Source organism: Streptomyces sp. NPDC058758 (genome assembly GCF_042746075.1).
In the GTDB taxonomy this organism is placed as follows: domain Bacteria; phylum Actinomycetota; class Actinomycetes; order Streptomycetales; family Streptomycetaceae; genus Streptomyces.
In genome coordinates, this window is the sequence record NZ_JBHYPS010000005.1 from 209,645 (window position 1) to 221,969 (window position 12,325).

Annotated in this window: 12 protein-coding genes; 9 read left to right on the top strand and 3 right to left on the bottom strand. The window is 72.9% G+C overall.

Annotation, left to right across the window (positions count from 1 at the left end; translation table 11 throughout):
• Positions 1–87 precede the first annotated feature (87 nt).
• From ACFW6A_RS09240 to ACFW6A_RS09260, 5 genes are all read left to right on the top strand, one after another.
• On the top strand, positions 88–441 hold the full coding sequence (locus ACFW6A_RS09240; protein ID WP_351841335.1) for a DUF3817 domain-containing protein: 354 nt from the start codon (positions 88–90) through the stop codon (positions 439–441).
• Positions 438–731: an MTH1187 family thiamine-binding protein gene (locus ACFW6A_RS09245; RefSeq protein WP_351841333.1), complete on the top strand. Its 294-nt coding sequence runs from the start codon at positions 438–440 to the stop codon at positions 729–731. Before ACFW6A_RS09240 ends, ACFW6A_RS09245 begins: the two co-directional genes overlap by 4 nt.
• Positions 732–963: 232 nt before the next feature.
• The gene (locus ACFW6A_RS09250; RefSeq protein ID WP_351841331.1) at positions 964–1,641 is read left to right on the top strand and encodes a TetR/AcrR family transcriptional regulator; all 678 of its coding nucleotides are present in this window, start codon (positions 964–966) and stop codon (positions 1,639–1,641) included.
• A gap of 91 nt (positions 1,642–1,732) precedes the next feature.
• Positions 1,733–3,571, top strand: a complete 1,839-nt coding sequence (locus ACFW6A_RS09255) for a glycosyltransferase family 2 protein (protein ID WP_386482349.1) — start codon at positions 1,733–1,735, stop codon at positions 3,569–3,571.
• Between the two features lie 3 nt (positions 3,572–3,574).
• Complete coding sequence (locus ACFW6A_RS09260) at positions 3,575–5,560, top strand: galactose oxidase-like domain-containing protein (protein WP_386639603.1); 1,986 nt, start codon at positions 3,575–3,577, stop codon at positions 5,558–5,560.
• A gap of 6 nt (positions 5,561–5,566) precedes the next feature.
• On the opposite strand, the gene ACFW6A_RS09265 is transcribed toward ACFW6A_RS09260, so the two are convergent.
• Positions 5,567–6,592, bottom strand: a complete 1,026-nt coding sequence (locus ACFW6A_RS09265; protein WP_386639606.1) for a glycoside hydrolase family 6 protein — start codon at positions 6,590–6,592, stop codon at positions 5,567–5,569.
• Between the two features lie 86 nt (positions 6,593–6,678).
• Positions 6,679–7,674, bottom strand: a complete 996-nt coding sequence (locus tag ACFW6A_RS09270) for a DUF5937 family protein (RefSeq protein WP_351841323.1) — start codon at positions 7,672–7,674, stop codon at positions 6,679–6,681.
• A 339-nt stretch (positions 7,675–8,013) separates the two neighbouring features.
• On the opposite strand from ACFW6A_RS09270, the gene ACFW6A_RS09275 reads away from it, so the two are divergent.
• The 4 genes from ACFW6A_RS09275 (at position 8,014) to ACFW6A_RS09290 (ending at position 11,834) form a co-directional block, all read left to right on the top strand.
• Positions 8,014–9,165 (top strand): MFS transporter, encoded by a 1,152-nt coding sequence (locus ACFW6A_RS09275; protein WP_386639610.1) that lies wholly within the window; start codon positions 8,014–8,016, stop codon positions 9,163–9,165.
• Between the two features lie 9 nt (positions 9,166–9,174).
• A complete protein-coding gene (locus ACFW6A_RS09280) occupies positions 9,175–9,684 on the top strand; it encodes a MarR family transcriptional regulator (protein WP_351841319.1) in 510 nt (169 codons plus the stop codon).
• 44 nt (positions 9,685–9,728) lie between these two features.
• Positions 9,729–10,061, top strand: coding sequence for a DUF3817 domain-containing protein (locus tag ACFW6A_RS09285; RefSeq protein WP_351841317.1), 333 nt, complete (start codon positions 9,729–9,731; stop codon positions 10,059–10,061).
• 72 nt (positions 10,062–10,133) lie between these two features.
• Positions 10,134–11,834, top strand: coding sequence for a methylmalonyl-CoA mutase family protein (locus tag ACFW6A_RS09290; protein ID WP_351841315.1), 1,701 nt, complete (start codon positions 10,134–10,136; stop codon positions 11,832–11,834).
• Between the two features lie 64 nt (positions 11,835–11,898).
• On the opposite strand, the gene ACFW6A_RS09295 is transcribed toward ACFW6A_RS09290, so the two are convergent.
• Entirely contained in the window at positions 11,899–12,318 is a 420-nt protein-coding gene (locus tag ACFW6A_RS09295; protein ID WP_386487003.1) for a PPOX class F420-dependent oxidoreductase, read from the bottom strand.
• Positions 12,319–12,325 lie beyond the last annotated feature (7 nt).

The following is a 12,325-nucleotide window of genomic DNA, read 5'->3' on the forward strand; positions in this document are numbered from 1 at the left end:
TCCGTTCACAAGATCGCGCCCGGCGGCCCGCCCGCCGGCCCGCGGCACCGGCCCGCATCATCGGCTCGAAACGAAGGTGACCCCTCCGTGGACCTCAAGACCGCTTCCTCGCTCCACCGCCTCCGGCTCGTCTCCGCCCCCGAGGCCGTATCGTTCCTGCTCCTGCTGGTCTGCTCGGTGCTCAAGCGGACCACGGACTTCAACGCGGTGCCGGTGATGGGCGCCGTCCACGGCGTGCTCTTCGTCCTCTACGTGCTCTTCTGGCTGGACGCCTGGAACCGCACCAAGTGGAGCCTCGGCACCGCCGCCGTCTACTTCCTCCTCTCCGTCGTGCCCTTCGGCGGCTTCTTCGCCGACCGCAAGCTGAAGGCCGAGGCCGAGGCCGCCGTCATCGCCTCCCGCGCCCGCGCCGAGGCCGCCGAGAGCGCGGTGAAGGCGTGATCGTCGCGTTCTCCGTCACCCCGCTCGGCGTGGGCGAGGAGGTCGGCGCGTACGTCGCCGACGCCGTCCGCGTCGTCCGCGAGTCCGGCCTGCCGAACCGCACCGACGCCATGTTCACGTCCATCGAGGGGGAGTGGGACGAGGTGATGGACGTCGTGAAGCGGGCCGTCGCCGCCGTCGAGGCCCGCGCCCCGCGCGTCTCCGTCGTCCTCAAGGCCGACATCCGGCCCGGCGTCACCGACGGCCTCACCGCCAAGGTCGAGACGGTGGAGCGCCACCTCGGCTCCTGAACCCGGACCGCCCGGAGCCCCCGACCCCCGGTCGGGGGCTTTTCGCTGCCCGGAGCGACTTTGAGCGGGTGCTCAACATCGGTTAACGTCCTCCTTGAGCGATCGCTCAAGACGGGGGAGTGGCCGTGGGACGCCACGGCGCGTTCCCGTTCCCGGCCGCCGCCGGCCCGGTGTCTCCGCGGGGGAGCGCCACCGGGCCGGCGGCGTGCCGCGTACGCGAGGAGGGGCGGGTGTGAGCGGGGAGGCCAAGCCCCGGGCGGCGCGGGACGCCAAGGGGCGCGAGACCCGCGAGAAGCTGCTCGACGGCGCCCTGCGGGCCCTCGTGGAGCACGGCATCGCCGGGGCCTCCGCCCGGACCGTCGCCGCCGCCGCCGGGGTCAACCAGGCCCTCGTCTTCTACCACTTCGGCTCCGTCGACGAGCTGCTCGCCGCCGCCTGCCGGCGCGGCGCCGAACAACGGGTGGCCCGCCACCGCGACCGGCTCCGGGCCGTCGGCAGCCTCACCGAGCTGCTCGCCTTCGGGCGGGCCATGCACGACGAGGAGCGGGACGCCGGGCACGTCGCCGTCCTCGCCCAGCTGCTCGCCGGCGCCCAGACCCACCCCCGGCTCGTCCCGGCCACCGCCGCCGGGCTCGACCTGTGGGTCGAGGAGATCGAGGGCGTCCTGCGCCGGGTGCTCGCCGGCACCCCGCTGGACGGCTTCGCCGACCCGGCCGGCCTGGCCCGGGCCGTCGCCGCCTCCTTCGTCGGGCTCGAACTCTACGAGGGCGTCGACCCGGAGGGCGCCGACGCCGCCCTCACCGCGCTCGAACAACTCGGCGCCCTGCTCGCCGCCGTCGAGGAGCTCAACCCGGTGGCGCGGAAGGCGGTCGCGTACACGCTGCGTCGATCGGGTGGACGCGGGCGGTAGAACGCCCTCACTCGGAGCACTCCAGTCGACACACCGGGCGATCTCCCCTTTTGTGGGGATATCGACCCGATCGACGACAGCTGGAGGCACCGTGCGGCCGGGAGGCTACGACTACGACACCTACAGCCGGCTCGCCGGTCCCCTCACGGAACCGGACGCGGCGCAGTACAAGGTGCAGTACACGAGTCTGCTCGCGAAGGAGCCGCACCGAATACGAGCCGTCCTCCTGATGGCGCTCGCCCCGCTGCTCTCCGCGGTGCTCCTGGCCTACCTGGTCTGGCCCAGCCACTGGACCGTCCGCGAGGGAGACGACACCTGGCGGGTGCCGTACGACACCGTGATGCTCGTGTCGATCGGCCTCATCTGCCTCTTCATGCTGGTGAACGTCTCCTCGATCGCCCACGCCACCATGGTCGCCCGCGACCCCGTCCCCGTGTACCCCGCCCGGGGCACCCGGGTCGCCTTCCTCACCACCTACGTGCCCGGCAAGGAACCCCTCGCCATGGTCCGCGCCACCCTGGAGGCCGCCGTCCGCATGCGGCACGACGGCACCCTGCACGTGTGGCTCCTCGACGAGGGCGACAGCGACGAGGCCAAGGCCCTCTGCGCCGAGCTCGGCGTCCGCCACTTCACCCGGGCCGGCGTGCCCGAGTGGAACCGGAAGAAGGGCGCGCACAAGGCGAAGACCAAGCACGGCAACTACAACGCCTGGCTGGCCATGCACGGCGACGCCTACGAGTACTTCGCCTCGGTCGACACCGACCACGTGCCGCTCCCCAACTTCCTGGAGCGGATGCTCGGTTACTTCCGCGACCCCGACGTCGCCTTCGTCGTCGGCCCGCAGGTCTACGGAAACTACACGGGCGCCGTCACCAAGGCCGCCGAGTCCCAGCAGTTCCTCTTCCACGCCCTCATCCAGCGCGCCGGCAACCGCTACCGCGCCCCGATGTTCGTCGGCACCAACAACGTCGTCCGGATCTCCGCCCTCAAGCAGATCGGCGGCCTGTACGACTCCATCACCGAGGACATGGCCACCGGCTTCGAGCTGCACCGCCGCAAGAACCCGGTCACCGGCCACCGCTGGCGCTCCGTCTACACCCCCGACGTCCTCGCCGTCGGCGAGGGCCCGGAGTCCTGGACCGACTTCTTCACCCAGCAGCTCCGCTGGTCCCGGGGCACCTACGAGACGATCATCAAGCAGTACTGGAAGGCGCCGTTCAGCATGCCGCCCGGCCGCCTCCTCAACTACACGCTCATGCTCGTCTACTACCCCATGACGGCGATCAACTGGCTGCTCGGCATCCTCAGTTGCGTCCTCTACCTGTGGCTCGGCGCCTCCGGCACCCAGGTCTCCTCCCAGGTCTGGCTGATGATCTACAGCGACGCCGTCGCCCTCCAGATCGGCCTCTACCTCTGGAACCGCCGCCACAACGTCTCCCCGCACGAACCCGAGGGCTCCGGCGGCCTCGCCGGCATGGTGATGTCCGCGCTCTCCGCGCCCATCTACCTCAAGTCCCTCGGCTCCGCGCTGCTGCGCACCCGCGGCCGCTTCGTCGTCACCCCCAAGGGCGGCGCCGCCAGCCCCGACCGGGTCCTCACCTTCCGCATCCACCTCTACTGGGCGGTCGTCCTCGTCGCCTCCCTGGCGGCCTCGGTCCACTTCGACCACACCCACGCGGCGATGCGCACCTGGGCGGTCCTCGCCCTGGTCATCGCGCTCGCCCCGGTGACCGTCTGGGCCTTCACCCGCCTGCGCGACCGGCGCGCCCACACGGTCCGCGAACGGGCCCGCGCCCGGACCCGCGACCGCCGTCTCGCCGTCGCCCGAAAGGGGATCGAGCTGCGCACCGTACCGCCGCTGCCGCAGTTCCCGCCCCTGCCCCCGCACCCGCCCGCGACCCCCGCGCCCACGACGACCGGAGGGAACTGATCCATGGCCTACCGGCCGTCCAAGAAGTTCAAGAAGACCCTGCTCGGCAGCGGCGCCGTCCTCGTGCTCGCGGCGCTCAACGCGCCCGCGGCCGTCTCCTTCGCCTCGGAGAAGTACCACGCCTACAAGATCGCCCAGCCCGGCTACAAGAAGAAGTACGGCTCCTGGGGCGGCGTCTCCGTCCCGGACGGGGCCCGGATCAACGCCATCCACGCCGCCCTGCTGCACACCGGCAAGGTGCTGCTGATCGCCGGCTCCGGCAACAACCAGAAGAACTTCGACGCGGGCACCTTCGACACCGTCCTGTGGGACCCGGTGAAGAACACCTTCAAGAAGATCCCCACCCCCGAGGACTTCTTCTGCGCCGGCCACAGCCAACTGCCCGACGGGCGGCTCCTGGTGGCCGGCGGCACCGCCCGCTACGAGGTCCTCGACGGCGGCGTGAAGAAGGCCGGCGGCGGCATGCGGGTGAAGAACGAGAGCCCCGACAAGGCGGTCACCCTGAAGAAGGGCACCGTCTTCCGCTCCCCGTCCGGGGTCGAGTACGTCACCACCACCGACGTCACCGTCCCCAAGGCGAAGCGCGAGTTCGAGATCTCGTACTTCAAGAGCGGCCAGATGAAGCCGTGGAAGACCAAGGTGACCGCGGCCGAGGCCCGGGTCTTCGTCGAGGCCGTCGAGGAGGGCCCGCAGGCCCTCACCACCGAGGCCGCGCAGTACGAGGTCGTCGGGCTCAAGGGGAAGGAGGCCGACAACGTCTACGGCCTCGCCCAGAAGCTCACCACCGAGAAGCAGGACTTCCAGGGCATCAAGGCCGCCTACGAGTTCGACCCCAAGGCGGAGAAGTACGTCCCGGTGGCCCCCATGAAGGACGCCCGCTGGTACCCCACCCTGGTCGGCCTCCAGGACGGCAGGGTCCTCGCCGTCTCCGGGCTCAACGACGTCGGCGACGTCGTGCCCGGCGACAACGAGATCTACGACCCCGCCACCAAGAAGTGGACCAAGGGCCCCTTCCGCTACTTCCCCACCTACCCCTCGCTCTTCCTCACCAAGGGCGGCAAGCTCCTCTACACCGGCTCCAACGCCGGCTACGGCCCCGCCGACAAGGGCCGCGCGCCCGGCCTGTGGGACCTGGAGACCAACACCTTCACCAAGCTGCCCGGCCTCAGCGACCCCGACCAGCTGGAGACCTCCGCCTCCCTGATCCTGCCGCCCGCGCAGGACCAGAAGGTGATGGTCCTCGGCGGCGGCGGGGTCGGCGAGTCCGCCAAGTCCACCGCCCGCACCGCCATCGTCGACGTGGGCGGCGAGAACCCCACCTTCCGGGACGGCCCGCCCCTCCCGCAGGGCACCCGTTACCTCAGCAGCGTCCTGCTCCCCGACGACACCGTCTTCACCACCGGCGGCTCCCGCGACTACCGCGGCCGCGGCGGCAGCGACATCCTCAAGGCGCAGTTCTACGACCCCGCCACCAACGCCTTCGCGGCGGCGGCCGACCCCACCGTCGGCCGCAACTACCACTCGGAGGCGCTGCTGCTGCCCGACGGACGGGTCGCCACCTTCGGCTCCGACCCGCTCTTCGACGACAAGGACAACACCAAGCTCGGCACCTTCGAGCAGCGCATCGAGGTCTTCACCCCGCCCTACCTCCACAAGGCCGGCGCCGACCGGCCGGTCCTCGGCGAGGGCCCGCGCGAGCTCGACCGGAACGGCCGGGCCACCTTCAGGACCAAGGACGCGGGCCGGATCGCCAAGGCCCGCCTCATGCGGCCCAGCGCCGTCACCCACACCACCGACGTGGAACAGCGCTCGGTGGAGCTGGGCCTGACGAAGGGCGAGGACGGGCTCACCGTCACCGTGGACGCGCCCGAGGACCGCACCCTCGTCCCGCCCGGCTGGTACATGCTCTTCGTCACCGACGAGGCCGGCATCCCCTCCGAGGCGAAGTGGGTCCAGGTCACGGGGGAGGAGGCGAAGGGGACCGGCTGAGCCGGCTCAGCCGTCCGCGCGGCGGGCCAGCCCCAGCGCGTACTCCGGCCACCAGGTCCCCGCGGACGGGCCGCCCCGGCACTGCCCGTCCGAGTCGCCGGGCCGCTTGATCCACAGGTACGCGTCCACCAGGGCGTCCCCGGTCCGGTCCGTCGGCGGCACGCCGAGCGACCGGCCCGGGGGGTTGCACCAGGCCTCCGCCCGGTCCCCCGGGAGGGGGCCGGCGCCGTTCCGGCTCGTGTCCACCGTGAAGTGCATCCCGCCGAGCAGCCCCGACAGGGTCGCCCCGAAGTCCCGCACCGCCGCGGTCGTCTGGAAGTTCGACACGTTCAGCGAGAAGCCGTCCGCGCGGGCGATCCCCGCCCGCCGCAGCGGCTCCACCAGCTTCCCCGGGTCGTCGATCCACGCCGGGTTCCCCGCGTCCAGGTAGACCCGGGTCCCCGGCTGCCGCTTGAACCGCTCGATCGCCCCGGCCAGCAGCGCCGAGCGCTCCTCGTGGTACTGCTCCGGGGTGCAGCCGTCCACCATGTGCGGCACCGCGTCCGGCTCCAGCACCACCACCGCCGAGGCGTCACCGATCGCCGAGGCGAAGGAGTCCACCCACGTCCGGTAGGCCTGCGCGTCGTGCGCGCCGCCCGCCGAGTACATGCCGCAGTCGCGGTGCGGGATGTTGTACGCCACGAAGACCGCGGTCCGGTTCTCGGCCGTCGCCCCGCCCACCGCCCGCCGGACCTCCGGCACCGGGTCGTCCCCGGCGGGCCAGTCCGCGACCGGCTGCTCCGAGATCCGCTTCAGCACCCGGGCGTCCTCGGTGCGGCCCTGCGCCTCGTACTGCCGCACCTGCTTGGCCGCGTCGCTCTCCGGGTCCACCCAGAACGGCGAGCCGCCGGTCGGCGCCGGCGCCTCGCCCCCCGTCGCGACGGGCGGACCGACGGGGGAGGGCGCGGCCCCGTCGGAGGAGCAGCCGCTCGCGGTCAGCAGCAGCGCGCTGAGGAGGGCGAGCGTGGCGGTGACGGTGGTACGGCGGGACATCCGGCCCCCTGGGTCGGCACACGGGGAGTACGGGCGTGGGTCCGCCCGCGACAGCGGGACGAACGGGGCTCATCGTGACATGACGGTCACCCCGCGTCCGGCTGCGACACCGCGATCCCCAGCGGCGTCCGCTCGTACAGCACCTGGTGGCCGTAACGCCGCGAGGTCAGCAGCCCCGCGTCCCGCAGCACCGACAGGTGCGCCGACACCGACGACGGCGCCCTCCCCAGCCGGTGCGCCAGCGCCGTCGTCCCCATCGGCTCGGCCAGCGCGCACAGCACGTCCGCCCGCACCGGACCGAGCAGCCGCGCCAGCGCCTCGGGCGTCCGCTCCCGCGCCGCCGTCCACAGCCCGCCGATCCCGCGCGCCGGGTACACCACGGTCGGCTGCCACGGCTCCTCGAAGCCGCTCACCACCTCCGGCCAGATGAACACCGACGGCATCAGCACCAGACCCCGCCCGCCCAGCGCCCGCACGTGCTCCCCGCGATAGGCGCCCACCTCCAGCACCGCCGCCTCCGGATCCCACGAGAACGACGGGTGCAGCTCGTCGAGCAGCCGCTCCAGACCGCCCTCCGCGAGCCGCCGCGAGTGGTACGCCACGTCCGCCTCCAGGAGCGCCCGCAGCCGCGGCCACTCGGGCGCGACCAGCGCCTCCCACGCCTCCTGGAGCAGGTCCGCCAGCCGCGCCACGGCGCCCGCCGGGTCCGCCAGCATCGCCCGCCCCCCGGCGCTCTCCGCCGCCCCCGGCGTGCACGCCAGCGCCCGCGCCAGATCCGGGCCGACCAGCGCCGGATCGACCGCCCGCACCGCGGCCAGCTCCTCCTCGAAGGAGGCCGCGGGACCCAGTGGCGGCGGATACAGGAAGTCCGGCGAGTGCCCCCGCTCCGGCATCAGCAGCTGGAGCGGCGCGAGGTCCAGCGTCCGGGCGGCCCCGGCGATCCGCCGCAGCCACGGCAGGTGGTACCCCTGCTGCCGGGGCCGCGCCAGCACCCGCACCGCCGACTGGGCCTCCCACAGCGGCGACACCGCGAAGCGGATCCGCAGCGGATCGGTCTCCCCGAAGAGCAGGTGGTAGGGCACGGCGGCTCCCGGCGGGCGCAGGACATTCGGCTGGAGCCGAAAGTCTAGGCGCGCCGCCGCCCCGCCCCGCAGGCTGCGCCCATGCCCCCGACCGACACCCCTCCCACCCCCACGCCCGCCCCGCCCCCGGCCCCTGCCGGGCCCCCGGCCGCCGCGCCTGCCGCGCCCTCCGTCCCGGTCCCGGACCCCGCCTCCGCCCGGGCCGCCGCTTCCGCCGCCTGGCCCCCTGCCGGAGCGTGCGCGCCCGCCGGGCCCTCTGACCTCGCCGGGCCCCCCGCCCCCGCGTCCGTCCCGGCCTCCGGGTACCTCGCCGTCTTTCGGGTGCGGGAGTTCCGGTGGGTGTTCGGGGCGCACCTGCTCTCGCTGCTCGGGCTCGTCGTCAGCGAGCTCGCGCTCACCGTCCTCGTCTACGACCTCACCCGCTCCCCGCTCCTCTCCTCCCTCACCTTCGCCCTCGGCTTCCTCCCCTACCTGCTCGGCGGCACCCTCCTCGCCGGGCTCGCCGACCGCCACCCGCCCCGCCGGGTCCTCGTCGTCTGCGACCTGGTCTGCGCCGGGGCCGTCGCGCTGATGGTGCTGCCCGCCACCCCGGTCGCCGGGCTCCTCGCGCTGCGCTGCGCCGTCGCCGCCGTCGCGCCCGTCTTCCAGGGGACGCGGATGGCGACGCTCGCCGACATCCTCGGCGACGGCGACCTCTTCGTCCTCGGCCGCTCGCTGCTCCGGATCGTCTCCCAGTCCGCCCTGCTCGCCGGCTTCGGCGTCGGCGGCGTCCTGCTCACCGTCGTCCCCGCCCGCGGCGCCATCGCCCTCACCGCCGCGACCTTCCTCCTCTCCGCCCTGCTGCTGCGCCTCGGCACCGCCCGCCGCCCCGCCCGCGCCGCCGAGGCCCGCGAAGGGCCCGGCGCCACCTGGTCGCTGCTGCGCGACCGCCGGATCCGGGGGCTGATGCTGCTCTTCTGGGTGCCGCCGCTCTTCGTCGTCGTCCCCGAGGCCCTCGCCGCCCCCTACGCCGACGAGCTGGGCGTCTCCACCGCCGCCCTCGGCCTCCTGATGTGCGCCCTGCCCGTCGGCGCCATCGCCGGCGAACTCCTCGCCGGCGCCGTCCTGCGCCCCGCCACCCGCGTCCGGCTCGTCGCCCCGCTCCTCCTGGCCGGCTTCCTCCCCTTCCTCCTCTACGCGCTCCGCCCCGGCCCCGCCCTCGCGGCGCTCGCCCTCGTGCTGGCCGGCGCGGCCGGCGCGTACACCCTCGGCCTCGACGCCCGGTTCGTCGCCGCCGTCCCCGAGGAACGCCGGGGGAGGGCCATGACCCTGATGACGGCGGGCATGATGACCGTCCAGGGCCTCGGCATGGCGGGCGCGGGCCTCGCCGCCGAGTTCGCCCCGGTCCACGTCGTCGTCGCCGGCGCGGGCCTGCTGGCCACCGTGGTCCTCGCCGTCCTCCTGGCGACCGAAGGGCGAGACGGGGCTGACCGCCATATGACCAGTCGGTAAGGTCGACGCGTGCCGAAGCCGCTCAGTCTCCCCTTCGACCCCATCGCCCGAGCCGACGAGCTCTGGCAGAAGCGCTGGGGTCCGGTCCCCTCGATGGCCGCGATCACCTCGATCATGCGCGCCCACCAGATCCTGCTGGCCGAGGTCGACGCGGTGGTCAAGCCGTACGGGCTGACCTTCGCCCGCTACGAGGCGCTGGTGCTGCTCACCTTCTCCAAGGAGGGCGAGCTGACCATGTCGAAGATCGGCGAGCGGCTGATGGTCCACCCCACCTCGGTGACGAACACGGTGGACCGCCTGGTGCGCTCGGGCCTCGTCGCCAAGCGCCCCAACCCCAACGACGGGCGCGGCACGCTGGCCTCCATCACCGAGAAGGGCCGCGAGGTGGTCGAGTCGGCCACCCGCGACCTGATGGAGATGGAGTTCGGCCTCGGCGCGTACGACGCCGAGGAGTGCGCCGAGATCTTCGCCCTGCTGCGCCCGCTGCGGGTCGCCGCGCACGACTTCGACGAGGGCTGACCCCCGCGAAGATCGCCCCGGAAGCTGCCGTTACGCTCGACGGCATGAAATCCAGCGTGCTGACCCGCTACCGCGTCATGGCGTACGTGACCGCCGTCATGCTGCTCGTGCTCTGCGGCTGCATGGTCGCCAAGTACGGCTTCGACACCGGCGAGGACCTGACCTTCGCGGTCTCCCAGCTCCACGGTGTCCTGTACATCATCTACCTGGTCTTCGCCTTCGACCTGGGCTCCAAGGCCCGGTGGTCGTTCGGGAAGATCGTCTGGCTGCTGCTCTCCGGCACGATCCCCTTCGCCGCCTTCTTCGTCGAGCGCAGGGTCGTCGCCGAGGTGAAGCCGCTGGTCGGCGGCGCGCAGCCGGTTCCGGTCAAGGCCTGACACCGACCCCCGCACAGATGTGCGGGGGTTTCTCATCGACATTTACTAGGACGTCCTAGTAAATTCGAAGGCATGGACGCTGACGCCATCGAGGAAGGCCGCCGTCGCTGGCAGGCCCGTTACGACAAGGCCCGCAAGCGCGACGCGGACTTCACCACGCTCTCCGGGGACCCGGTCGAGCCGGTCTACGGGCCCCGGCCCGGGGACTCGTACGAGGGGTTCGAGCGCATCGGCTGGCCCGGCGAGTACCCCTTCACCCGGGGACTCCACCCCACCGGCTACCGGGGCCGCACCTGGACCATCCGCCAGTTCGCCGGCTTCGGCAACGCCGAGCAGACCAACGAGCGGTACAAGATGATCCTCGCCGCCGGCGGCGGCGGGCTCTCGGTCGCCTTCGACATGCCCACCCTCATGGGCCGCGACTCCGACGACCCCCGCTCGCTGGGCGAGGTCGGCCACTGCGGCGTCGCCATCGACTCCGCCGCCGACATGGAGGTCCTCTTCAAGGACATCCCGCTCGGCGACGTCACCACGTCGATGACGATCTCCGGCCCCGCCGTCCCGGTCTTCTGCATGTACCTCGTCGCCGCCGAGCGCCAGGGCGTCGACCCCGCCGTGCTCAACGGCACGCTCCAGACCGACATCTTCAAGGAGTACATCGCGCAGAAGGAGTGGCTCTTCCCGCCCGAGCCGCACCTGCGCCTCATCGGCGACCTGATGGAGCACTGCGCGGCCGGCATCCCCGCGTACAAGCCGCTCTCGGTCTCCGGCTACCACATCCGCGAGGCCGGGGCGACGGCCGCGCAGGAGCTGGCGTACACCCTCGCCGACGGCTTCGGCTACGTCGAGCTCGGCCTCTCCCGCGGCCTCGACGTCGACGTCTTCGCCCCCGGCCTCTCCTTCTTCTTCGACGCGCACCTCGACTTCTTCGAGGAGATCGCCAAGTTCCGCGCCGCCCGCCGGATCTGGGCCCGCTGGATGAAGGAGGTGTACGGCGCGAAGACCGACAAGGCGCAGTGGCTGCGCTTCCACACCCAGACCGCCGGCGTCTCGCTCACCGCCCAGCAGCCGTACAACAACGTGGTCCGCACCGCGGTCGAGGCCCTCTCGGCGGTCCTGGGCGGCACCAACTCCCTCCACACCAACGCCCTCGACGAGACCCTCGCGCTCCCCAGCGAGCAGGCCGCCGAGATCGCCCTGCGCACCCAGCAGGTGCTCATGGAGGAGACCGGCGTCGCCAACGTCGCCGACCCGCTGGGCGGCTCCTGGTACGTCGAGCAGCTCACCGACCGGATCGAGGCCGACGCCGAGAAGATCTTCGACCAGATCAAGGAGCGCGGACTGCGCGCCCACCCGGACGGCAAGCACCCGATCGGGCCGATCACCTCCGGCATCCTGCGCGGCATCGAGGACGGCTGGTTCACCGGCGAGATCGCCGAGTCCGCCTTCCGCTACCAGCAGGCCCTGGAGAAGGGCGAGAAGCGCGTCGTCGGCGTCAACGTCCACCACGGCTCCGTCACCGGCGACCTGGAGATCCTGCGGGTCAGCCACGAGGTCGAGTGGGAGCAGGTCCGGGTCCTCGGCGACCGCAAGGGCCGGCGCGACGAGGCGAAGGTCCGCGCCTCCCTCGACGCCATGCTGGCGGCCGCCCGCGACGGCTCCAACATGATCCCGCCGATGCTCGACGCCGTCCGCGCCGAGGCCACCCTCGGCGAGATCTGCGACGTGCTCCGCGACGAGTGGGGCGTCTACGTGGAGCCCGCGGGCTTCTGAGCCGGTACGGCGAGGGCGCGAAGGGCCGGTACGGGACTCCGTACCGGCCCTTCGTCCGTGCGCGTCAGCGGACCGGACCCAGCACCTTCACCGGGGTGATCCGGAGCGTCACCCGGACCTGCTCCGGCGGCAGTTCCCGGTACTCCCGCCCGCCCTCCGCGCCCTCGTACTTCTCCCCCAGCGCCACCGCCAGGGCCCGGCCGCCGTCCTCGACGACCGTCGCCGAGCCGCGGATCTCCGTGTAGCGGTCCGGGTCGCGGCGGTCGAGGAGGGTGAGGGAGACCCGGGCGTCGGCCCGGACGTTCTTGACCTTGCGACGGTTCTCCTGGCTGGAGATCAGGACGTCGTCGCCGTCCCGGCCCACCCACACCACCGAGGTCTGCGGGGAGCCGTCGGGCTGGATCGTGGCCAGCACCGCGTGGTTCACGTCGTCGAGCAGGGCGCGTACCGCCGCGGAGAGCCGGATGTCCGTACGGAGGGTCATACGGGCA

Coding starts and splice junctions, on each gene's coding strand:
- ACFW6A_RS09260 (WP_386639603.1), top strand. CDS start 3,575: ATGGCCTACCGGCCGTCCAAGAAGTTCAAGAAGACCCTGCTCGGCAGC.
- ACFW6A_RS09265 (WP_386639606.1), bottom strand. CDS start 6,592: ATGTCCCGCCGTACCACCGTCACCGCCACGCTCGCCCTCCTCAGCGCG.
- ACFW6A_RS09285 (WP_351841317.1), top strand. CDS start 9,729: ATGAAATCCAGCGTGCTGACCCGCTACCGCGTCATGGCGTACGTGACC.
- ACFW6A_RS09290 (WP_351841315.1), top strand. CDS start 10,134: ATGGACGCTGACGCCATCGAGGAAGGCCGCCGTCGCTGGCAGGCCCGT.
- ACFW6A_RS09295 (WP_386487003.1), bottom strand. CDS start 12,318: ATGACCCTCCGTACGGACATCCGGCTCTCCGCGGCGGTACGCGCCCTG.